This is a genomic window from Paenibacillus agaridevorans, assembly GCF_003112455.1.
Taxonomy (GTDB): domain Bacteria; phylum Bacillota; class Bacilli; order Paenibacillales; family Paenibacillaceae; genus Pristimantibacillus; species Pristimantibacillus agaridevorans.
In genome coordinates, this window is the sequence record NZ_BDQX01000291.1 from 42,765 (window position 1) to 65,776 (window position 23,012).

Here is a 23,012-nt window from a genome sequence, read left to right on the forward strand (position 1 = left end):
AGGAGACGGCGCTGCCGCCAATCGGCGAGCTGGAGGCAGCGCTGGTGCGCGCATTCGAGGAACGTAATGCAGCCAAATGCGCCGAGACGGCTGCCTTGATCTGGGAGAGCATGAAGCGGATGTCGTTCTCGCATATCGACGTGAAGCAACTGGCTGTCCGCTTGCTGCATGTATTGGAAATGTTAGCCGGAAGGAATGCGGAGGAAGGCGCGGATTTGTACAAGGACGTGGCGTACGTCAACGCCGCGATGAGCCACGAATCGCTGCTCGCACAAGTGCAACAGACGATACAGGAGCACATAAGGCGGAAGCAGGAGGAGAAAGTAAGCTATACGGACCATCCGGAGGTTAACCGGGTTATTCAATATATGCTGGAACACTACAGGGAAAATATGAAGGTGACTGACTTGGCCAAGCTGGTCGCTATCAACGTGGACTATCTAAGCACCATATTCGGCAAAAAAACAGGGCTCACTCCTATCGCTTATTTGAGAAATATCCGGATCGAGCAAGCCAAACGCCTTTTGCTTTACTCCAAATTGAGCGTGGAAGAAATCGCAAGCCAGACGGGTTTTGCCGACGATGCCTACTTCATCAAAACATTTAAGCGTATGACCGGACAAACGCCCAGCTCTTTCAGGAGAGACAATAATAAGTAAGTTTTGTACGGTTAATCGGCAAGTTTCGTCCCTTATTGGCCCGGGAGCCAATTGATATAGTTGGGATGTAACAAACATCTCATTAGGGAGGTTGCAAGAACAATGAAAAACAGAAAGTGGTTGGCCGCAGGCGTGGCATGGTCTGTAGTGGCGTCTCTCATGCTTGTCGGCTGCAGCGGAAACGGAAACGGGAATGGAAACGGTGGAACGGAGGGGCCGGCATCATCCCCTAGCGCCAAACCCGGCGCGACGGCAAACGCTGATCCAATCAAGCTCACCTTTTGGGGAGCTGTGCCAGTGGAGAACGGGCCTCAGACAGTCGTCGACAACTGGAACAAAGAAAATCCGGATATCCAGGTGGAGTATGTGCGGTTCGTCAACGACGAAGCCGGCAATCTGAAGCTGGATACGGCGCTCGTTTCGAGTCAACCCGTGGACATGTATGTCAGCTATGATTACAGCCTCTACGAGAAGCGGGTCAAAGCGGGCAACGCGCTTGATGTAGGTGAATTCACCGATTTCGGCGTGGAAGAAAAAATGGGCGAAGGAGCCGCTTTGTGGAAGGTGGACGACAAATATTACGGCGTACCTACCTCGAAGGGGCCGTCCTTTGTCTGGCTTAACAAGGATATGCTCGATGCCAAAGGACTGCCGGTTCCGACGGAATGGGGACTGGACGAGTTTCGGGAATATGCAGCCAAGCTGAAGGATGACAACGTTTGGGGATTGGCGCAAAGCGATTACTACTTCAATGTGCCTATCAACGGTTCTATGTTGAAAAAGAGCCTGACCTTAACCAACCCGGACGGCACCTCGGCTTTCGATAATCCGCTGACGGTCAAAACGCTGCAGGTGTATACGGACATGATGTTTACGGACAAAAGTTTGATGCCCCATACCGAGCAGATAACGTCCAAGCCCGCATTGGACCAGATGTTTGTGAAAGGCGAAACGGCCATGCTGTTTTCCACAAACCAGGTTTTCCGCACGACGAACAATATGGCGGAATATCCACGGACGTTTAAGGTGGCGGCAGCGCCGGCTCCCAGAGTGAACAAGGATCAATCCGATTACATTAACGCCGGCGGTCTGGGCGACGTGATCTCGATCAACCCCCGTACCAAACATCCGGAAGCTGCGCAGAAGTTTATCAAATGGTACGCGGATAGCGGCATGCTGCCGATGGCGGCTGGCGGAAGAGTGCCTGCATCCAAGGATTTCCCTGTCGATGAGGCTGTTGCTCTCATGTTTAAAGGCGTAGAGGATACCTATGATTTGGATTCGATCAAGCGGGTTATGTTCGGGGACCTTCCGCTGGGCTTAAGCCGTCTGGATCGGAAGACGGGAAGCGAACAGCAGGCCATCTACGACAATGTGTTTTCCCGAAAGCTGACTCCGGAGGAAGGCGCCAAGGAATTGGCGCGGGTTCATAACGCAAATTTGAAAACGTCATCGCAATAACGGCAATGCTCGGGAGAAGCGCGGACTAGAAACCTGCGTTTCTTCCAACTTATAGAGAAAGGCGGTGACCGATCGTGAACTGGATGAAGCGGCAGAGGCTGATTGGTTATGTATTTATTGGTCCCAATCTGATCGGAATGACGGTGTTTATGCTCATTCCGGCCCTGTTCTCCTTTTACTTGATGTTTACGGATTGGGTATTTGCTAGCGGGCAACCCCCGCGTTTTATCGGATTGGATAATTTCAGGATGATGGTGAGAGACGATTTATTTGCTGTATCGGTCAAAAATACCCTGTTGGTGTTGATCCCCGTACCGATTTCGATCATGCTCGGTTTTTTGATCGCGGTCATGCTTAACAACAGGACTTACTTCCAGAAGACGCTGCGTGCCTTTTTCTTCGCTCCGTATTTTACGAGCGGCATTGCCATTGCCTTCGTCTGGATGGTGCTGTTCCAGCCCACCAACGGCCCGATTAACGCATTTCTTCGTTCCGTGGGCATATCCGAGCCGCCGCTGTGGTTCGCTTCGCCGGATACGGCGATGTATGCGGTGCTGGTCATGATGACCGCAGGCGGCATCGGGTACAACATGATTATTTATTTGGCTGCGCTGCAGGAGTTGTCTTCGGAGCAGCTGGAGGCCGCGAGGATAGACGGAGCGACGTTCGGGCAACTGCTGCGCCAGATCATTTTTCCTTTGGTCAGTCCGACGACGTTATTTCTGACGATTACCGGCTTTATCGGCTCCATCAAAGGTTTTGGCATGATCTACGCCATCACTCAGGGAGGCCCTGCCAATAGTACGACGGTTTTCTCCATTTTCGCATATAAGAAAGCGTTCAGCTTCTACGAAATGGGGTATGCGTCAGCCGTCTCATGGACCATGTTCCTGATTATCTTGTTTATTACATTGATTCAGTGGGCAGGCCAGAAAAAGTGGGTCCATTACTAACGGAGGGGAATTCGCAACATGGATGCTATTAAAGACAGAAAAATCAGAAAAGTCAGAGAACAATTGACCAAATCTTTTAACACGATCTTGATGGCGTTAGCCAGCCTGCTGCTGCTGTCGCCCATGATCTGGATGATCAGCACTTCCTTCAAGAAAGCGATCGACGTGTTCACTTACCCGATTCAGTGGATTCCGACCGATCCGGTCTGGACCAATCACATCAAGGTCTGGACGACCGGAGACGGATTTGCGATGTTTTATTTGAACTCCCTGAAGATCTCCCTGGTTCTGATGATTGGGGCGCCTTTGCTGGCCGCATTTGCCGCATACGGCTTCAGCCGCATTCCGTTCAAGGGCAGGGATGCCGTTTTTCTCCTCTATCTATGTCTGATGATGATTCCGCAGCAAGTGCTGTTCGTCCCGAAATTTATTATGTTTGATTGGATGAATATTTACAACACCCATTGGGCTCTCATTCTCCCAGGCTTGTTTACGGTATTTGGCGTCTTCATGATCCGGCAGTTTTTTATGAGCATTCCCCATGAAATATCCGAAGCGGCTTTTATTGACGGCGCAGGCCATTTCCGGATTTTCTTTCAGCTGTTTTTGCCGCTTTCCAAACCGGTCCTGGCGACCTTCGCCATTATTGATTTCACATGGACATGGAACGATTATGAAAACGCCCTGATTTTCCTGTTGGACAAAAGGCTGTTCACGGTGCCGCTTGGCATGCAGAACTTTATGCTGGAAGCGGGCGTGGACTACAACATGATGATGGCCGCCGCCACCGCAGGTGTCGTACCGCTGCTCATCGTCTTCTTTCTGGGCCAGAAGTATATTATTCAAGGGTTTTCAAGCTCGGCTGTTAAAGGGTGAACGACTCTTTAACAAACCAAATGTCTAATAGTAAGTGTTCTGCTGTTGGTTTACTCCGGCAATACGAATGTTCTTGCCGGAGCAACAGAAGGAGAAATGTATTCGATGCCGGAAAGTGAAAGCGCTTAACCGAAAGCTTTGAATGATCCGTAAATGAATTGAAAAGAGGGATAAGATGACTCGAGTAAAGTTTAGAAGATGGATACTTGCAGTAAGTTTGATTGTATCGTTGCTAGCAACGAACCTGTTCCATGTCAGTGTTTATGCTGCGGACAGCGCACCGGAGAAAGTCGATTACTGGAAGTTTGAAGGAGTGTCCGCCGGCAGTTATGAGCTGGTCGGCGAGCCTGACGTTCATCAAGGCAAATATGCGTTGCAGTTCGAGTTTAATGCGGATAGTGTGCCGAATAAATATTATTTTGCCAAACAAAGCATTCCTGTGGAAGCAGATACAAACTACTCCATCAGCCTGTGGGCGAAGGGGGACTCCGTAGGGAGAGCCTGGTTTGGCGGGGGACCAGGCTGGGCGCTTCGGAGCAACTTGACAGGAACATACGACTGGAAGGAATTCAGCATCAATTATAAAACCGGATCAAACCAAACCTCCTTTGACTTTATGATTTTGCTGGAGGGGCGGACCACGAATTTATGGGTAGATGAAGTGAGAATGGTTAAGCAGGGAACCGACGGCAATCTGATTCGAAATGGAAGTTTCGAGGGCAAGTCGATTGTACTTTCAGCCAATCCTCCCGCAGGAGAAGTAAAGAGAGGGACGAAGCTTTCCTTGGCTGCAGAAGGACAGGAAGCAACCATTTATTATACGACTGACGGAAGCGATCCAAATCATTCTGCGACGGCGAAAGCGTATGAACAGCCCATAATGATTGATAAGGCGGTTCAGATTAAAGCTTACGCGCGAACAAGTGATGGAGGGGAAATAGAGCCGATTGCGTTCAACTATACGATTGCTGCTGAAGCGGAAGGAGAGGAGTTGCTGGATTTTGAAGCTTACATAGCAGCCGCCGGAAAAGGACGGAAGGTCCCGATTAGAAAAACGGCGCCGCTGGAGGTTGACGGCAACTGGGACAAATGGCATTCGTCCACCGGTATTTTATTGCCTGATGATAAAGAACGGCAAGTATTGATGTCGGATTGGAAGGGCCCGGAGGATTTGTCGGCAGAGGCCAAGTTTGCTTACGACGATGATGCGTTGTACATTGCGATCAAGGTTGAAGATAACATCCATCACGGAGTGGCAGACGGCGACATGTGGCTAGGGGACAGTTTGCAACTTGCGTTTACGCCTGATACAGAGTTGTATGGGCCCGAGTATGGCTTCAACGTACTTAACGACGGGCGAAAGCAAATTTGGAGATGGAGTGATGGAGAGGCAAAGCTGCCCAAGGAGGCGGTGGAATATCATGTCAGCAGAAACGGTACCACGACAAATTATGAAGCCAAGCTGCCCTGGGAGGCCATTTTGGCAGATAAACCCGACAGCAAAGTATCAATGACTTTGCTCATCAATGATAATGATGGTAACGCCAGAAGGGGCTGGATTGAATGGACGGGAGCGATCGGCAGAGGGAAAAACCCGAAGGATATGGCTGAATTGCTTCTGCTCCAGGAAGACGAAACATGGACAGTCGTACTGGATGGACCTACTGAGTTCGCTGCCGGTTTCAATCAACAATACGATCTAGCCATTCCTAACTTTGGCGAGGAAACCATTACACTGGCCGTTACCTCTGAAATATTAGGGCTTCAAAACTATGAGGCAGTGATACCGGGCGGAAAAGTGTGGAAAAAGGAGCTTCCGCTTACTATGAGGGAGCAGGGCAGTTACACACTCTCTGTATCTGCACAGTCACTAACAGGTAATCTGGTAAAGCAGGATCAGTTGGCGATTAATGTGTTGGCCAATCCGCAGGATCTGGCAGTGGAATTTGAGCAATTGCGTTTAAAGTTGCCGGCGCTCGCAGCATTGTTGACGACGGCTGAAACAGCCGGGCTTGCCGTTGATTATGAGCGGGTAAATTATACGATTATCGATCAGTTTATTGCTTATGGACTAGAGGATATTGATCGGCAATATTATGATCGGGCTTCCTATGTAATTAAAGAGCTTGAGAAGCTGTATGAGGAGGCTGCCGGCAATGTGCAGGCGTATTTAAGCGGAGAGAAGATACCGTTTGTGGTGGATCGATATGTCACAGGTTCTATTGATATCGACAAAACGGCTTTTATTGCAGACACTCGTTCCTCGAAAAGTGATGAAATTGTGCGTAAACCCGTGCTGTTCACGGGATATGGCCATTTCGCACAGGCGAAAAAAGATATTCCTTTATTTAAGGAATACGGGGCTAATGCGATCCAAATAGAGATTGGGCCTAATTCGGTGATTAAGCCCAAGGAAAACTTTACGGATTGGAATATCGATAAATCAAGCGTATCCGCTCAAGCAGTGCGTGATTTGATGATCGGTCATGGCGATAGCGGCGGGTCGCTTCGCATTAGCAATCAGACTCCTAAAAGCCCTGGGAAATATATAAATGTTTGGCAGGAAGTAAATATTGAACCGGACACGACCTATGAAATCAAAGTGTGGGCCAAAGGAGAAGGGGTAAACAATGCATGGTTTCCGGGAGGCCCGGGCTGGGTACATCGTTCCTCGTTCCCGCAAGGCACCTTTGATTGGCAGGAGTTCACTTATGAGTATAAGAGCGGGCAAAATGATCGCAAGTTTCGATTAATGTTTGCTTCTGAAAATGTGACCCAAAATCTATGGATTGACGATGTGCGCATGTATGTCAAAAATGGATCCGGCGAGAATCTGGTGGTCAATGGAAGTTTTGATGCCAATAAATTCGTTGAGTTAGGCAACGACGATTATGTTGGGGATATTGTTCCTATTCAAAAAAACGTCATTGAACCTCTGAAAGCAGCTGAGGAAAACGATGTTGCGGTTACGCTTCTGCTGTCGCCGCATTATTTTCCTGCATGGGCTTTAGAGAAGTGGCCTGAGCTTCGCAGCAACAGTTTAGGGATCAAATTCGCGATTGACAACCCGCGGGCGCGACAATTAATGGAGGATTATTTGCGGCTGGTCATTCCTTTAGTCAAGGATTACAAATCGCTGCATAGTATTACGCTATCTAATGAAAGCGTTCACCATTCCAATATGGACGAAGCGAATACACCAGCATGGCAGGAATATTTGGAGGAGAAATATGAGGGTGATATTGCAGCGCTTAATGCCTTGCATCGCACAAACTATACGAGTTTTTCCGATGTGGCGCTGCCGGACAGAGTAACCCGTACACCGGCATTCTATGATTATGTGAAATTCAATAATAAATTTTTCTCTGATTGGCATAAGTGGATGGGGGATATCATCCATGAAATGGCGCCTGATCTTCCACTGCATGCAAAAATAATGAACCGTGCGCTAGATGAGATTGGCAATTTGACATGGGGAGTAGATCCGGAGGAATTTAGCCAGCTATCCCAAATTAACGGCAATGATAACTACAATATCTATGGCAGCCCAACCAGAAACTTTACAAGCGAATTGAAGTTTTATGATTTGCAGACTTCGATGAAGCAGGCTCCGATCTTCAATTCAGAGCATCATATGATCGTGGACGGCGAGGAGCGCTATATTCCAGAGTTTGCGCCGCATGTGCGTTCCGTGTTGTGGCAAGGAGGCATTCATGGTCTGAGCGCGGCAACGATCTGGGTCTGGGAAAGAACCTATGATCAGAACAGCGATTTCAAAGGCAGTATTTTGCATCGTCCTGATGTCATCGCAGCTGTAGGCCGGACGCATCTTGATTTGAACCGGCTTGCCGATCAGGTAACGGCTTTTCAACAGGATAAAGCCGAGGTGGCTATTCTCTATTCGATACCGGCTGTCATGTATGACGTTGACCATCCGGCTGCAAGCAATATTGCTTATGAGGCGATCAGTTACAGCGGACTGAAGGTCGGATTTGTATCTGAAAATCAGATTGCGAGCGGGGCGCTTGCGAACATCAAAACGCTCTTTATCCCGAATGCGAAACATGTGCAGGCAAGTACCTTCGATGCATTGAAACCATTTGTGGACAATGGAGGGAAGCTAGTCATTATCGGTGATCAATCATTATCTTTCGATGAGTATGATCGTCCATTGCCGACTGTGGAGCGCGATGTTCTGCTACAGCACGAAGATACGCTAATATTCCCTGCCGCTGCTTCATCACTCGCGTTGCGCAATGCCATGACAAGCGAGTTTGAGGAGCAGGGTTTGATAAATGTGCAATTAATGGATACCGATAGCAATGAGCTGGTATTCGAGACGGAGTGGCGTTCCGTGCAGCATGACGGCAAATTGCTGATCAATGCGACGAACTACACATGGAGCGATAAAACAGTGCGCGTTGTCGTTAACGGCGAGACTGTGACCAATTGGAAAAATCTTATCACCGGCGAGACACATTCGGAAGGCGAATCCCTGCTGCTAGTCGCTCATGAACCGGTATTGCTGGAACTACCATTGACGGGGGAGGAAGTGGAGCCGATTGCCCATAATAGCAGTTTTGCCCTTAATCTTGAAGCAGGCACAACAGATCAACATTTAAATGGTACTTTGCAAGCTGAGGGCGTGTCGAATTTAAGGTATGAAATTGTTGCAAACGGTAAACTGGGGACGGTGGAACTCCGTAATGAGGCGACAGGGGAATTCGTGTATACGCCGCATGGTTATGCAACTGGAGAAGACTCGTTCACATTCCGGGTTCACGATGGCAATCGTTACTCGAACACGGCGACTGTGACCATTACAATAGCGGCATCGCCAGTCGTCAATCCGCCTGTCTATCCGGGAGCGACGGAATCTGCTTCGGGACAGCTATACTTGCCAGCCGGAGGGGCTGGGGAGGTCAGCCTTGACCGGCAAATGAAGCTGACAATCCCGGCTGGAGCTACAGATACGAGCAGGCAGTTTGCAATTGCCAGGCTAGAAGAGCAAAAGCTGCAGGATTTGCAAGCGGAAAATCGGATTAGCCCGGTATTCGAGTTAAGTCAGGATCCGGCAGGCGCATTCAAAAAGAAAGTTATCCTTCGCATCGCATTCGATGCAGGCAAATCAGGGGAAGAGCAAAAACCGACTCTTATGCGTTATGATGTTAAACAAAAAATGTGGATTAAAGTAGAGGGCAAAGTGGACGGCGACAGCTTTATTGCCGAAGTTGATCAATTGGGGATTTATGCCGTCATGGTATTGAAGGATGAGGCGGCCGGCCCGCAGCCAACGAAAGAACTGAACGATATCGCCGGCCACTGGGGGCAATCCTGGATTGAAAAAGCAGTGCAAGCGGGTATTGTTACGGGTTATGCCGATCAAACTTACCGTCCCGATCAGGCTGTGACCCGTCAGGAACTGATCGTGATGTTGGCACGGACTCTGACGCCGCAAGCTGGCACTGGGCAAGCCCCAAGTTTCACTGATAAAGAAACGATCGGTAAATGGGCCGCTGATGCAGTAACGTCTGCTGTGGAAGCAGGCTGGATTGCGGGGTACGACGACGGCAGCTTCCGTCCGGAGAAAGGCCTGACACGGGTTGAGCTGGCCGCAGTGCTGGCGCGTGTCATAGCCGGAACGGATCATGTTGGAGGCGATGCAGGGCTGAGCCAGTTTCGCGATGCGGAGCAAATACCTTTGTGGGCGCAATCGTATGTAGCTCAAGTTGCAGCCAGCGGGTTGATGGAAGGCACGGGAGCAGGGCTGTTTAAGCCAGCCGGCATCGTTACCCGCGCGGAAGCTGCGGCTATCGTTGTAAGATTAAAGGAGCAATCAGCAAAATAAACGAATGAGTCCATGTAACCTCCTTCGCTTTCGGTTCAAACCGATTGATCGAAGGAGGTTTTCTCACGTTAGCGAATTTCATTTTTATGCGACTTGAAATAGGAACAGATGTTCGTGTATAATGGACTTACTATCAAGTACTTGACGAGGTGGGCTCTATGGAAGAATACGTCGGCAAGACCGTTCAACTCATCTATAATGACCGGAACGGCAACGTTTCAATTCGCAACATAAGGGTTATTTCAATAGTAAAAGATGTCATGAAAGCGTACTGTTACTCAGCTCAGTCTATCCGTTTATTTTACCTTGAACGTATTGTAGACGTGGAGGTGATTCGGAATGTTGGACGAGACAGCGCGTAAGTTGTTCCGGATGTTTTACGCTTTATACCGGTTTGAATCGGCACATATCGATATGGATCGGTTGGCGCGATTGACCGGTCGATCGAAGTTGCGAATTGCAACGGCTATTCGGGCTCTGGAGGAGAAACAATACATAACGTGGAATGAACGTGCAGGAGTCATTCGAATAGTGACGCAGGCGGAACGTCATTTAAAAGAAGCGAATTGAAGCGCATTTGCAAAAAAACTCTCTTCCATTGGCTAGGGAAGAGAGTTTTTGCAAGTCTATATACACTATCCGACCTTAACATTGTCCTCGCACTCCGCGGAACAGAAACCATTGTGCGAGGTTTCGCAGTCTGGGCAAACGATGTGCTGGCGGTGGCAAGTATCGTCGGCGCAGTTAATGTACATCTCGGCAGGAGTTCCGCAATGGTAGCATTTGCCGACTACGACGCTTTCGTCCGTGCGGTTGATGGGAACGGAGATTCGTTCGTCGAACACATAACACTTGCCGTCGAACAGTCTGCCCTTAACCTCTTCGTCCTTGCCGTAAGTGACGATGCCGCCGTCTAGCTGATAGACGTCCGTGAAGCCCTCGCTCAGCATGACGCCGGTCAGCTTCTCGCAGCGGATGCCTCCGGTGCAGTAGGTCAGGATCGGCTTGTCCTTCAGGTCCGCCATATTCTCGCGAAGCCATTCCGGGAATTCCTTGAAGGTCTTGAGATCGGGCCGGATCGCTCCGCGGAAATGACCGAGATCATATTCATAGTCGCTGCGTCCATCCAAGACGATAACATCTTCTCTTTGCAAATATTCGTGGAACTCCTTGGGGGACAGATGCGTGCCTGTGAGCGTATTGGGATCGAGCGGCTTCTCGTAACGGAGCGTTACAAGTTCCTTCTTGTAGCGAACGAATATTTTGCGGAAGGCATGTCCTTCTGCTTCGTCAACCTTGAACACCATATCGGCGAACAGCGGATTGGCGTGCATATCCCGCATATACTGCTCGGTCTGCTCGACGGTTCCGGAAACCGTCCCGTTGATGCCTTCGTCCGCGATCAGGATGCGGCCTTTCACATTCAGTTCCTTGCAGTAGGCCAGATGTTCGGCAGCGAACTGCTCCGCATCGGGCACCGGAACGAATTTATAATACAACAAGATTTGATATTTGGATTGTTCGGTCATGGAGAAAGTCCTTTCTTTAACTAAGTAAGTATTGTTTCCATTGTAATGGACTCGGGGCGCGATCTCAACAGCAAAGACTGCCAGCATGGTGTAGCCGCCTTTGGATCAGGCGACATGATTCGTTTAACTCTGCTATACTTTCCTATAAAGCATTAGGAAGGAGAGGAGAGGGACGATGAAACCGAATCCGTCGATCATCCGGGATCGGATCGAGATGCCGGAGCGCTTTCCTTTGCTTGTGTCGCAGACGGAGGGCGTAAGCCCGCTCTTCCAGCGGCTTCACTGGCACGATGCGCTGGAAATCAACCACATTGTGAGCGGCGTCGGCTACATCCTCATCAACGGCAACCGGTACGAGCTGATGCAAGGCGACATCGTCCTCATCCACTCGGGCGATCTGCATCGCGCATTCGATACGGGCGGGCTGGTAATTGGCGTTATCATGTTCGATCCGGCCTATCTCTCGCTGGAACAGCGGTATGATACGGAGCTGCTGCTGCCGTTCCGGGGAACCGGCAGAACGTTCGATCACGTGCTTGACCGGGACAATCCGGAGCTGCCCAGGCTGAGAGCGCTGCTGGAGGAGATGAAGGACGAATACGGTCGCAAAGAGCCTCACTTCGAGGCCGTTGTAAGGTCGCAGCTCGTAAGGTTTCTAGCTTACGCAAACCGATATTTTGTCAACAAATCCAGGGAAAAGGCAGCCCTTGCCAGAGGGACGGAGACGATCCGACGGGTGCTGCGCGCCATGGAAGGCGATATAGCGCAGGGCTGGACGCTTGGCGAGCTCGCGAAGCTGGCCCATCTCAGCCCGTCGCGGTTCAGCGCCTTGTTCGCAAGCATCGTCGGCACGTCGCCGATGGACTACCTGATCCAGCTCAGGCTGTCGCGGGCGGTCGATCTGATCGAGACGACGGAGCTCAAAATGATCGATATTGCGGCGGAATGCGGATTCCGCAATCTGTCGAACTTCAACCGCTTGTTCAAGAGCCATATCGGCAAGCTGCCCTCCGAGCTGAGGGCTTGATTCAAATTCTCGATTTCGCGCAAAAACAGTAAGATCGTATCAGAACATCGTTCCTTTAGCGTAGAGGGACGGTGTTTTTCTTTATTATAGTAGAGCTAAGACATGAGTAATCTCTACCTATACCCCATGAACGAGGAGCGTGAAGGTTATCCTATACTTAGGCATAGATGCGGGAGGAACAAAAACGCATGCCCTGCTGGTAAACGAACGGGGCGAGGCGCTGGGTCGCGGACATAGCGGCAACGGCAACCATCAAACGGCGTTCCAAGAGGCAAAAACCCATATCGAGGAGGCTTGCGACGCGGCGCTGGCCGAAGCGGGAGTATCGAAGCGGGAAGTGACGTTCGCGTACTTCGGGCTGGCCGGAGCCGATAGAGAGCCGGATTACGAAATTCTTCGGCCGATGATCGCTTCGCTCGGTTATGAGCGGTACGCAATCGCCTGCGACACGATGATCGGCATGCGCGCGGGCACGCATCAGTCCTACGGAGCAGTGATCATCAGCGGAACGGGCTTTAACGCGGCAGCACGCAACGTTGCGGGAGACGAGCTGCAATATGGCGGCTTCGGCTATTTGTTCGGGGACGGTCAAGGGTCCGGCACCGATCTCGGGATTCATGCGTTCCGCACGGCGATCCGGTCCTGGGAAGGGCGCGAGAAACCGTCCGTGCTGTCGGAGACCGTCCCGGCCAAGCTTGGTTATCCGTCCGTGGAGGCGATGTACGACGACGCGCTCTACAACGGCTTGCGTCCGCCGGCCGGGCTGGCGAGACTCGTATTCGAGGCGGCAGTCGGAGGAGACGATGTGGCGATCCGCATTCTGGAGGAAACGGGCCGCGAGCATGCCAATGCCGTGCTGGCGCTTATTCGAAGGCTGGGCATGCAGGACGATACGTTCGACGTCGTGCTGACGGGCAGCGTCATGATGCGGGGCAGTTCGCCGCATATGGTCGACGCCATCCGGGAGGCCATCCGCGTCGAGGCGCCGGGCGCTTCCGTTGTCAAGCTTACGATCGACCCCGTGATCGGCGCGGTTATGAGCGCGATGGACAGCGCGGGATTGTCGATAGACGAAGAGACGGACGCAAGATTGCGAAAAATCACTTTATAGGAGGGTATTGCTATGAACAAACAACCGCTCAAAGTCGCCGTGATCGGCGGAGGTTCCTCATATACGCCGGAGATTGTCGAAGGATTTATTAAACGGTACGACGAAATGCCGATTCGCGAGCTGTGGCTCGTCGACATCGAACAAGGCAAACATAAGCTCGACATCGTCGGCGCGCTGGCCAAAAGGATGGTGGAGCAATCAGGCTTGCCGATCGAGGTTCATCTGACGCTGGACCGCCGAGAAGCGATCAAAGGCGCGGATTTCGTGACGACTCAGATGCGGGTCGGCCTGCTCGAGGCGCGCCGCCGCGACGAGCATATTCCCATCAGCCACGGCGTCATCGGCCAAGAAACGACGGGGCCCGGAGGCATGTTCAAGGCGCTGCGCACCGTTCCGGTCATTCTCGACATCTGCAAGGATATCGAGGAGCTCGCTCCGAACGCCTGGCTGCTCAACTTCACCAATCCGGCTGGCATCGTAACGGAAGCCGTTCTTAAACATACGAAGGTCAAGTCGGTGGGGCTCTGCAATTCGCCGATCAACTTCTATAAGTTTCTGGCCAAGGAATACGGCGTGACCGAACGCGAGGTGCTGCCGGAATTTGTAGGCATTAATCATCTGCATTGGGTAACCGCGGCGTACGTAAACGGCGAAGACAAGCTGCCGGAGCTGATCGGCAAAGGCCGGGAGTATACGGCTTCCAATGTGACCGCGCTAGATTGGGACGCGGACTTCCTGAGCTCGCTCGGCGCGATCCCGACGTATTATTTGCGTTATTTCTACATGACGGACAAGATGCTGGCGGACATGACGGCGTCGATGGAAAAGGACGGCACGCGCGCCGACATCGTGAGCCGCGTCGAGACGGAATTATTCGAATTGTACAAGGACGTCAATTTAAAGGAGAAGCCAAAGCAGCTGGAGCAGCGCGGCGGCGCTTATTATTCCGAAGCGGCCGTAAACCTGATGCATTCGCTGTATACGGACAAGCGCGACATTCAGACGCTGAACGTGAAGAACGGCAACATCATTCCGTTTTTGCCGCAGGATGCCAGCATCGAGGTCAACTGCGTCGTGACGGCGCAAGGTCCGACCCCGATACCGCTGCGCATCATTCCGGAACATGTGACGGGACTGCTTCATGCGGTCAAGACGTACGAGTCGCTGACGATCCAAGCGGCGATCACCGGCGATCGCGGCATCGCGCTGCAGGCGCTCGTCCATCATCCGCTGGTGCCGAGCGTGACGGTTGCGAAGGCGTTGCTGGAAGAGATGCTGGAAGCGAATCGCGCCTATTTGCCGAATTTTTTCAAAAACGAATAACGTACGTGCGTTGCTTAACGTTCGGTTCGCCGAGGTCCTCATAACCTCCACGAGCCGGGCGTTTTTTATTGGTCATCATTGGCCCAAAAGTATCTTCGGAACTTGTTTGTCTATTGCAAACATTTAATGTTATCTGTTATAGTTGATATATAACAACTAATCGATGTATTTTCGGAGGTGAAGCCATTGCTGTTGGAAATCGATCTGCAATCGGAGGTGCCGCTGTATACGCAGCTCGTTAATGCCATTGTGGAGGGCATTGCAAGGAAACGGCTGCGTCCCGGCGAGCCGCTGCCATCGGTTCGAAGTCTCGCGTCGGATTTGGGCATCAACCTTCACACCGTGAACAAGGCGTACCAAATTTTGAAGCAGGAGGGGTACGTGCAGATTAACCGGAAGCAAGGCGTCGTCGTACATCCGGACACGATGCCCCCCGCCGACGAATCTTACCATCAACGACTGAATGAACAACTGAAGCCGCTGATCGCGGATGCGATCTGTCGGGGATTGACGAAGGAGCAGTTCGGCGCATTATGCCACGAAGTGTTCGAAGACATGAGGAGAGAGGAGAATACGAATGGCTAATAATTGGATGTTGCTGCTGGTACTTGTTATTATGATTCCCGTCGTGCTGACGACAACCGTCATTCCGCTGCTGACGAGGAGGATCGAAAGCTTCGGCGTGACGATTCCGGAGGAAGGGCAGAACCACCCGGACATCAGAGCGCTGCGCAAAAGCTACTTGTGGTGGAACGGGGGGCTCGGCGCGTTGCTGACGGCTTCGCTGATGATTATTACGTTCCGGATCTCCAGCGACAACGCCTGGGGAATCGCGCTCGCCGCCCATACCGTATTGTATATAATCGTTTCCTTTGGCATCTATTACAAGATTCATCGAGCCGTAAAGGCCATCAAAGAAAAAGAGCAATGGCTTAAAGACGCGCCTCAGCGCATTATGGTCAGCACGGCCTTCCGCACGGAAAAGCTTACCCAGCCTCATTACTGGTTTATCCCGCATTTGCTGCTTATTATGGGGACGATACTCGTCTGCGTGCTCGGTTACGACCGGTTCCCGGAGCTCATGCCGATGAAATACGATTTTAACGGAGAAGTGACACGCAGCGTGGCAAAAAGCTACACTTCCGTCCTTTGGCCCGTATTCGTGCAAGCCTTCCTTCTGATTGTTTTCGTCTTTACGAATGTCGTCATCGGGCGCAGCAAACAAGTCGCGGAAGCATCCGATCCGGAAGGATCGCTGCATCGCAACCTGAGGTTCCGCCGCATCTGGTCCGCTTATTTGATCATCTTCGGTTTTATGATTATGGCAGCCATCGGCATGATACCTGTGGGGATGTTGCTCGACTGGTCCGGCAATGTTTCTGCGTTAGCCACGATCTTGGTGGTGGGACTGATGGTGGTATCCTCCATAGCGCTGTCCGTCAAAACGGGACAAGGCGGAAGCCGGCTCAAGTCGGAGAGCGGAGGCAAGCCGCAAACAACGGTTGCGTCGGCCGCAGATCACGATCGCCATTGGAAGCTGGGAGTTATCTATTTTAACCCGAATGACCCGGCTCTGTTTGTGGAAAAGCGGTTCGGCATCGGATGGACGATGAATATGGCAAGACCGGTCGTGTGGATCATTGTTGTTCTCATCATTTTGGTCGCCGTAGGGCTGCCTTTGATCATCGAGTAGGCAGTTCCGATCAATTGGCAACTGGAATTTAAATGAAAACGTTCCATTTACGAATAATGGAATAAATTTCGAGTCGAATATTCGTGAAAAATGTTGACAAAACGTTTGCTCTCTCATTAGAATTAAAGTCGGAAGACAACAACCGCATAGGAACTTTTCGTATAATCTCAAGAATCGGCTTGAGAGTCTCTACTCGGTCACCGTAAATGATCAGGCTACGAAAAGGGTGAAGAAAGCAAGTTCGCTGCGGTCCGGCGAATGTTTTCTTCCCTTTTTGCAGAGCCTAGAAGAAATGCCATTATGCATTTTTTACTAGGCTTCTTTGTTTGTTCCAACACAATTTTGGGAGGGTTATTCAAAATGGAACGTTTCTTTCGTTTGAAGGAACTAGGAACAAATGTCAGAACTGAAGTCATGGCGGGACTGACGACTTTCATGACGATGGCTTACATACTGGCCGTCAACCCGGCAATCTTGTCGCCGACGGGTCTGGATTGGACGGCTGTCTTCCTGGCTACGGCACTGGCAGCAGGTATCTTCACGATCGCGATGGGTTTGTTCGTGAACTTCCCGGTTGCTCTCGCGCCGGGCATGGGGCTTAACGCATACTTTGCATCGGTTATTCTCGCTTCGGCCGCAACGGACACTCCGATATCCCCGGCCATGGGTCTTACGGCGGTATTTATCTCAGGTATTATCTTTATTATCCTGACGGTCACGCAGATCCGCCAGATGCTCATTACCGCCGTGCCGGACAGCCTGAAGCACGCAATTACGGTCGGCATTGGCTTGTTTATCGCCGTAATCGGTCTTAAGAACAGCGGCCTGATGACGATTATCGCCTTCGAGGACGGGGGTACGCTTATCTCCCTCGGAAGCTTCCACAATGAAAATGTGGTGTTTACCGTCATTGCAATCGCTCTGATCGCGATTCTGATGGTCTTGCGAGTGCCGGGAGCTATTCTTTTCGGCATCCTGGGTACAACGGTTATCGCACTGATTTCCGGTCATGTTAATATTAGCGAAGCGCTTGAAGGAAAAACCTGGATTCCCGACTTCTCCACGATGAACGTATGGCATTTCGACTTCGCGGGCGTTATGGAAGTGGGCTTGATTACAGTTATTCTGACCTTCACGTTCGTCGAGCTGTTCGATACGTTCGGTACGCTTGTCGGCACGGCTAACCGCGCCGGCGTCATGAAGGACCCCGAAAAAGGGAAAAAAGTTGTGGGCAAAGCGATGATGGTCGACGCGATCGGCGTTGGCGGCGGCGCTGTCCTTGGAACGAGCACGGTAACGGCTTTCGTCGAGAGCTCCGCGGGCATCGCGCAAGGCGGACGTTCCGGCTTGACGGCGGTAACGACGGGCATCTGCTTCTTGCTGGCGATCTTCCTCTCGCCGCTCGTAGCGCTCGTGCCTGGAACGGCGACTGCGGCGGCACTGATTATTGTCGGCGTGCTGATGATGCAATCCGTTAAAGAGATCGACTTCTCCGATATGGTCTATGCGATTCCGGCATTCCTGACGCTTGCGATGATGCCTTTCACTTACAGCATCGCGAACGGCATCTCCTTCGGTATCGTATCCTACGTCTTGCTCGCATCCGTTGCCAATATAGCTGGCAAAGGCAAATACAAAGTACATTGGCTCATGTGGATACTCGCGGTACTGATCATCTGCCGTTACGTATTTATGGGCGGCGAATAATCAAATGGAAAGCAGCAGCGCTGGACCGGCGCTGTTGTTTTTTTTTTGCCGTTTAGCAAATTATGCGACATACCGGACTGTGAATAATGAGAGCGGATGTAGGCGTTATAAACGCGGATGGACCGGAAAGTAACTCTGAATAGCATTCATAGGCGTTAGTAACGCTTATGGCTCCAAAAAGTAGGCGATCGAGCGGCTGTAGGCGTTAAAAACGCCGATTGATCGTAAAGTAACTCTGATTAGCGTCCATAGGCGTTAGTAACGCTTATGGCTAAGAAAAGTAGGCGAGCGAGCCGTTGTAGGCGTTAAAAACGCCGATGGACCGGAAAGTAACTCTGATTAGCGCCCATAGGCGTTACTAACGCCTATGGCTCTAAAAAGTAGGCGAACGAGCAGCTGTAGGCGTTAAAAACGCCGATGGACCGGCAAGTAACTCTGATCAGTGTCCATGGCGAAAAGGATAGTGTCTATAGAGGGACGCTTCAGTCATGCAGAGAATTAAGGGAAAACCTCCCTCTATTCTCGCCACTTAATGGGATATTTCGGATTTAAGAGGAAATCCTCCCTCTAATCCCCATCACATTGGCGTTTCCAGTCATTCTACTTGGATTAGAGGGCGAATTTCCCTCTAACACATCGAAGAAACGAAAAGGCGGCCAACTAAAGGGAGCTTTTCCCCTTATTAAATGTGTAGAGTATATATGTTTGTCCCCACATTCTATATACGTTTCACCAAAACGATATCGTCTGATGAGATGACGTAGTAAGGCGTTTCGCCGAAACGATAGCGTCCGAAAAGGGGATCCCGTCAGGCGTTTCACCGTGCTAAAAGCTACAAAAAATATTTTTAAATCTAAAAAGGAATTTGTAAATGAACAGCGAATATGTATTAATGTTAAGTGGTCTATACGTCTTTACAAATTAGCAAAAAAAAGAAAGTTGGTTATTGATTATGAAGTATCAGCTCAACAAGAACATTCCCATACCGCTTTACTTTCAATTGAAGCAGCATATGATCGAACAAATCGAAAGAGAGGAGTTAAAGCCCGGAGACAGCATATTGTCCGAGCGGGAGCTGAGCGAGATGTTCAGTATCAGCCGAATGACGGTCAGGCAAGCGCTCCTGGAATTGGTTAACGAAGGGAAGCTGATCAGGGAGCAAGGCAGAGGGACCTTTGTAGCCCAGCCCAAAATCGATCAAGGCTTGTACAAATTAACGAGCTTTAGCGAAGACATGGCTAGCCGAGGATTGAAGCCAGGGGCATATGTTGTCGATGTGGATGTGACGACGCCACCGTCAAGCGTTGGGCAAGTTCTAGGACTCGAGGAAAAGTCGAAGACGGTCATTCTTACCCGTGTCCGGCTTGCAGACGAGAAACCGATGGCGCTTGAGACGACCCATCTTCCAGTGGATCGCTTCCCGGAATTGGCGCACGAATCATTCGAAGGCGTGTCGTTATACCGTCTGTTGTCCGAGCGGTACGGCGTTGCGCCTGCGAGAGCAAGTCAGACCATCGAGGTCGGGATGCCGACGGCGCGTGAAATAAATCTGCTTCAGGTGAGAGCGGACATTCCTATGATGTTAATTAAGCGAGTTACATTCGACGGCGACGGCCATCCCTTCGAATATGTCAAATCCGTTTATCCGGGCGACCGTTACAAATTCCATTCGGAGCTGGCGAGATAGATCAAAGATAACTTGCAACCGCAGGCGCTACGGGAGGAGTTGAGGCATGACTAAGAGAATCGCGGTTCAAGATTTACAATCGAAAGACGGCTTGCGGCGGAAGCCCGCGCTTTATGCCTGGCGCTTCCGCACAATATGAAGTTATCGTTAAAGTGGTCTATACATATGGATGTATAGATTCATATGGAGTAAGATGAAATAGACTCGAATCCGCATCGCGGATTAAGAGAGGGAGAGAAGAAAAGATGGGAGAGCGACATTCTAAATCAGAGGTGTCCGAACAGATAAATGACCGTTCTTCGGACATGGATGCCATGAATAGCTTGGAGATTCTGCAACTAATGAATGACGAAGATCATGCCATCATGCCGGCGCTTAAGAAGGCGCTTCCAGACATTGCGCAGGCAGTAGACATTATCGTCGACCGATTCCGCATAGGCGGCAGATTGATTTATGTCGGCGCAGGTACAAGCGGCAGGCTGGCTGCTATTGATGCGCTAGAATGTCCCCCGACATTCGGCACTTCTCCCGAGCAGGTATCGTTCCTGCTTGCAGGCGGTCCGGAGGCATTTCTTGCACCGATTGAAGGCGCGGAGGACGACGAAGAAGCGGCAGCTCGCGAGTTGCTCGCCCTCGAATTGACAAGCAACGACTGTGTCGTAGCTTTGAGCGCAAGCGGGAGCACGCCTTATTGCATAGGCGCTTTGAAATATGCAGCCGGCTTGGGAGCTGCGACAATCTCGGTTTCTTGCAACCAGGAGACGGTCATGGGAAAGCTTTCCGATCTGTCCATCGAGGTTATCGTGGGTCCTGAACTGCTTGCGGGCTCGACGCGCTTGAAGGCGGGGACCGCGCAAAAAATCGTTCTGAACATGTTGAGTACGGCCAGCATGATTCGTACGGGCCACGTGTATCGCAATATGATGGTCGATATGCAGCCCTCCAACTCGAAGCTGAAGAGACGCGCCGTTCAAATTGTCAGGGAAGCAACCGGTGCCGGACAAGAGGAGTCGGAGCTTGCGCTCCAGAGCGCAGACTGGCGCATTAAGACGGCCGTCGTAAGCCTGCTTGCGAACGTAACGCCGGAGGAGGCGGAAGAGCTTCTGCATCGATCGGATGGATTTGTTCGTCTTGCCGTCCGTACGGATATGCAAAAGTAGAAAAATGATGACTCATTACGAGAGGAGAGGTTGCTTGCATGCAGCACACAGCTTCCGAACGCGCGAAGCGGCCGAGGGTGTTACGAAGACAACGATGGGGCGACAATGAAACTTTAATGGGTTGGCTGTTCATCCTGCCCGTTCTTGCTGGAGTTGCGGTATTTACTTACGGAGCGCTGGTGTATTCCTTTTTTATTTCCTTGACGGATTGGGATCTGCTGACTCCAGCCAAGTGGACGGGATTTAGCAATTACGGCATGCTTTTGCGCGACGAAGAGTTTTACCAAACGTTTGGCAATACGTTGTTTTTTGTAGTCACGATGGTGCCGATCGGGATTGTAAGCGCCATGACGCTGGCCATCTTGATCCACAGGCCGCTAAAAGGGGCGGGATTTTTTAGAGCGTCCTATTACTTGCCTCACATCACGTCAACGATTGCGATTGGAGTCGTTTGGCTCTGGATCTTCAATCCGGATATCGGCAGCATCAACACCGTATTGTCGTATATCGGCATCGATAATCCGCCTCGCTGGCTGGAAAGCACATTTTGGGCGAAGCCCGCGCTTGTGTTGATGCGCATTTGGCAGATTAGCGGCTATTACATGATCCTTTACCTCGCGGGACTTCAGACGATTCCGGACGAGCTGTACGAGGCGGCTTCCATAGACGGAGCCAGCCCTTGGCAGAAGACGAGATACATAACCGTGCCGCTGCTGGCAAACACGACATTTATCGTCACTGTTCTGCTCATGATCGAATCGTTTAATATTTTCGAAGCCATTCTGGCAATGACGAAAGGCGGTCCCGGCGGTACAACCAATTCGCTGCTCTACTACATTTATACGGAGGCATTTCAGTCTTATCGAATGGGTTATGCGTCCGCGCTGGCCTGGGTGCTGTTTTTTATCTTGTTCGTATTGACGCTGATCCAGTTCTGGCATCGAAGAAAAAGCGAAGGCGCTCGTATGTAAGTCACCAGAGGAAGGAGACAAGTGGATGAAGCTTCGTGGAACGATATCCCGGATCATTCTCTACGCGGGATTAACGGCTATTGCCGTACTCATGATTTACCCGTTCGTTTGGGCGATTACGGCCTCCTTTAAGACGAACGCCCAGATCTTTAATGGAAATCCGTTCGATCTGCTGCCCAGACCGTTCACGTTCGATAATTATGTTCAAGTATGGACGGTATTGCCGTTCTACCGATTTTTGCTAAATTCGTTGATGCTGTCTATTATCGTGCCTTTTTGTAATATCGCACTGAGCTCGCTTGCCGCTTATTCGTTCGCGCGGCTGCGGTTCAAAGGGCGGGATGCTGTATTTCTGATCTTATTGGGCGTGATGATGATGCCTGGTCACATTACGCTGATTCCAAATTATTCGCTTATGCGAATGCTCGGATGGATTAACGAATATCAGGCGCTCATCGTTCCGTCGATATTTGGCGCATCGCTGGTTTTTAATATATTTTTTATGCGTCAATATTATCTTGCGATACCGAGAGATTTGGACGAAGCCGCGATTATGGACGGCTGCAGCCGATTCGGCATATGGCGTCGAATCATTTTGCCTAATGCGAAGCCGGCACTGGCAACCATTGCAATCTTGTCGTTCGTGGGCGAATGGAATTCCTTCTTATGGCCGTTAGTCGTTATGAACGATTATTGGAAGATGCCGATTCAAGTCGGGATCACCTATTTGCAAAGCAATACCAACAACGACTGGGGCATGCTGATGGCTGCCGCCTCCATGTCGATCCTTCCGCTGATTATCATCTTTTTGGTATTCCAGCGCCACTTCATCAAGAGCATGCTGACCTCCGGACTCAGCGGCAAGTAATCGGCTTGGGCTACTTATTCGTTAGAGGCCTCGAACTGGCTTGAGAGGATGTGATGCGAACGGAACAGACAGGATTATGGGATGGGTTGTTGGTTTGGAGGATATAAAAAGATGGGTTGAGCATGATCCGGAAGTATTC

17 protein-coding genes and 1 riboswitch are annotated in these 23,012 nt (G+C 50.9%); of the genes, 16 read left to right on the top strand and 1 reads right to left on the bottom strand.

Going from position 1 to position 23,012, the window contains the following annotated elements:
• The 6 genes from PAT3040_RS24195 to PAT3040_RS24225 all read left to right on the top strand — a co-directional run.
• Positions 1 to 659: helix-turn-helix domain-containing protein (locus tag PAT3040_RS24195; RefSeq protein WP_181376804.1), on the top strand; the 659-nt coding region annotated here is incomplete at its 5' end.
• Positions 660 to 761: 102 nt separating this feature from the next.
• Complete coding sequence (locus PAT3040_RS24200; protein ID WP_108994696.1) at positions 762 to 2,120, top strand: ABC transporter substrate-binding protein; 1,359 nt, start codon at positions 762 to 764, stop codon at positions 2,118 to 2,120.
• An 83-nt stretch (positions 2,121 to 2,203) separates the two neighbouring features.
• Entirely contained in the window at positions 2,204 to 3,073 is an 870-nt protein-coding gene (locus PAT3040_RS24205) for a carbohydrate ABC transporter permease (protein WP_108994755.1), read from the top strand.
• An 18-nt stretch (positions 3,074 to 3,091) separates the two neighbouring features.
• Positions 3,092 to 3,949, top strand: coding sequence for a carbohydrate ABC transporter permease (locus PAT3040_RS24210; RefSeq protein ID WP_108994697.1), 858 nt, complete (start codon positions 3,092 to 3,094; stop codon positions 3,947 to 3,949).
• Positions 3,950 to 4,124: 175 nt separating this feature from the next.
• A complete protein-coding gene (locus PAT3040_RS24215) occupies positions 4,125 to 9,797 on the top strand; it encodes an S-layer homology domain-containing protein (RefSeq protein ID WP_108994698.1) in 5,673 nt (1,890 codons plus the stop codon).
• Positions 9,798 to 10,136: 339 nt separating this feature from the next.
• Positions 10,137 to 10,367: a hypothetical protein gene (locus PAT3040_RS24225; RefSeq protein ID WP_087572690.1), complete on the top strand. Its 231-nt coding sequence runs from the start codon at positions 10,137 to 10,139 to the stop codon at positions 10,365 to 10,367.
• Between the two features lie 65 nt (positions 10,368 to 10,432).
• Here PAT3040_RS24225 and trhO read toward each other — a convergent pair whose 3' ends face one another.
• Positions 10,433 to 11,326 carry an oxygen-dependent tRNA uridine(34) hydroxylase TrhO gene (gene trhO / locus PAT3040_RS24230; RefSeq protein ID WP_108994756.1) on the bottom strand — a complete coding sequence of 298 codons (894 nt, stop codon included), beginning with the start codon at positions 11,324 to 11,326 and terminating at the stop codon, positions 10,433 to 10,435.
• 175 nt (positions 11,327 to 11,501) lie between these two features.
• Between trhO and PAT3040_RS24235 the strand changes: the two genes are divergently transcribed.
• The 10 genes from PAT3040_RS24235 to PAT3040_RS24280 all read left to right on the top strand — a co-directional run bounded on the left by PAT3040_RS24235 (position 11,502) and on the right by PAT3040_RS24280 (position 22,873).
• Positions 11,502 to 12,353 carry an AraC family transcriptional regulator gene (locus PAT3040_RS24235; RefSeq protein ID WP_108994699.1) on the top strand — a complete coding sequence of 284 codons (852 nt, stop codon included), beginning with the start codon at positions 11,502 to 11,504 and terminating at the stop codon, positions 12,351 to 12,353.
• Positions 12,354 to 12,492: 139 nt separating this feature from the next.
• Complete coding sequence (locus PAT3040_RS24240) at positions 12,493 to 13,464, top strand: N-acetylglucosamine kinase (protein WP_108994700.1); 972 nt, start codon at positions 12,493 to 12,495, stop codon at positions 13,462 to 13,464.
• A gap of 12 nt (positions 13,465 to 13,476) precedes the next feature.
• Entirely contained in the window at positions 13,477 to 14,787 is a 1,311-nt protein-coding gene (locus PAT3040_RS24245; protein WP_108994701.1) for a 6-phospho-beta-glucosidase, read from the top strand.
• A 186-nt stretch (positions 14,788 to 14,973) separates the two neighbouring features.
• Positions 14,974 to 15,372 carry a GntR family transcriptional regulator gene (locus PAT3040_RS24250; protein WP_087571402.1) on the top strand — a complete coding sequence of 133 codons (399 nt, stop codon included), beginning with the start codon at positions 14,974 to 14,976 and terminating at the stop codon, positions 15,370 to 15,372.
• A complete protein-coding gene (locus PAT3040_RS24255) occupies positions 15,365 to 16,480 on the top strand; it encodes a DUF1648 domain-containing protein (RefSeq protein WP_108994702.1) in 1,116 nt (371 codons plus the stop codon). The genes PAT3040_RS24250 and PAT3040_RS24255 overlap by 8 nt, the downstream gene beginning before the upstream one ends.
• A 137-nt stretch (positions 16,481 to 16,617) precedes the next feature.
• A riboswitch (purine riboswitch) is annotated at positions 16,618 to 16,718 on the top strand.
• 122 nt (positions 16,719 to 16,840) lie between these two features.
• A complete protein-coding gene (locus PAT3040_RS24260) occupies positions 16,841 to 18,187 on the top strand; it encodes an NCS2 family permease (RefSeq protein ID WP_087571404.1) in 1,347 nt (448 codons plus the stop codon).
• Positions 18,188 to 19,139: 952 nt separating this feature from the next.
• Positions 19,140 to 19,874, top strand: a complete 735-nt coding sequence (locus tag PAT3040_RS24265; protein WP_258235139.1) for a GntR family transcriptional regulator — start codon at positions 19,140 to 19,142, stop codon at positions 19,872 to 19,874.
• Positions 19,875 to 20,119: 245 nt separating this feature from the next.
• Positions 20,120 to 21,034: an N-acetylmuramic acid 6-phosphate etherase gene (murQ, locus tag PAT3040_RS24270; RefSeq protein ID WP_087571406.1), complete on the top strand. Its 915-nt coding sequence runs from the start codon at positions 20,120 to 20,122 to the stop codon at positions 21,032 to 21,034.
• Positions 21,035 to 21,072: 38 nt separating this feature from the next.
• Positions 21,073 to 22,005, top strand: coding sequence for a carbohydrate ABC transporter permease (locus PAT3040_RS24275; RefSeq protein WP_108994704.1), 933 nt, complete (start codon positions 21,073 to 21,075; stop codon positions 22,003 to 22,005).
• Between the two features lie 25 nt (positions 22,006 to 22,030).
• Positions 22,031 to 22,873, top strand: coding sequence for a carbohydrate ABC transporter permease (locus PAT3040_RS24280; RefSeq protein WP_087571408.1), 843 nt, complete (start codon positions 22,031 to 22,033; stop codon positions 22,871 to 22,873).
• Positions 22,874 to 23,012 lie beyond the last annotated feature (139 nt).

Bases quoted from the DNA above. Each gene is read 5' to 3' on its own strand.
- PAT3040_RS24245 (WP_108994701.1), top strand. From the start codon at position 13,477: ATGAACAAACAACCGCTCAAAGTCGCCGTGATCGGCGGAGGTTCCTCA.
- PAT3040_RS24205 (WP_108994755.1), top strand. From the start codon at position 2,204: ATGAAGCGGCAGAGGCTGATTGGTTATGTATTTATTGGTCCCAATCTG.
- PAT3040_RS24275 (WP_108994704.1), top strand. From the start codon at position 21,073: ATGCAGCACACAGCTTCCGAACGCGCGAAGCGGCCGAGGGTGTTACGA.
- PAT3040_RS24265 (WP_258235139.1), top strand. From the start codon at position 19,140: ATGAAGTATCAGCTCAACAAGAACATTCCCATACCGCTTTACTTTCAA.
- PAT3040_RS24210 (WP_108994697.1), top strand. From the start codon at position 3,092: ATGGATGCTATTAAAGACAGAAAAATCAGAAAAGTCAGAGAACAATTG.
- PAT3040_RS24255 (WP_108994702.1), top strand. From the start codon at position 15,365: ATGGCTAATAATTGGATGTTGCTGCTGGTACTTGTTATTATGATTCCC.
- trhO (WP_108994756.1), bottom strand. From the start codon at position 11,326: ATGACCGAACAATCCAAATATCAAATCTTGTTGTATTATAAATTCGTT.
- PAT3040_RS24280 (WP_087571408.1), top strand. From the start codon at position 22,031: ATGAAGCTTCGTGGAACGATATCCCGGATCATTCTCTACGCGGGATTA.
- PAT3040_RS24200 (WP_108994696.1), top strand. From the start codon at position 762: ATGAAAAACAGAAAGTGGTTGGCCGCAGGCGTGGCATGGTCTGTAGTG.
- PAT3040_RS24260 (WP_087571404.1), top strand. From the start codon at position 16,841: ATGGAACGTTTCTTTCGTTTGAAGGAACTAGGAACAAATGTCAGAACT.
- PAT3040_RS24215 (WP_108994698.1), top strand. From the start codon at position 4,125: ATGACTCGAGTAAAGTTTAGAAGATGGATACTTGCAGTAAGTTTGATT.
- murQ (WP_087571406.1), top strand. From the start codon at position 20,120: ATGGGAGAGCGACATTCTAAATCAGAGGTGTCCGAACAGATAAATGAC.
- PAT3040_RS24235 (WP_108994699.1), top strand. From the start codon at position 11,502: ATGAAACCGAATCCGTCGATCATCCGGGATCGGATCGAGATGCCGGAG.
- PAT3040_RS24225 (WP_087572690.1), top strand. From the start codon at position 10,137: ATGTTGGACGAGACAGCGCGTAAGTTGTTCCGGATGTTTTACGCTTTA.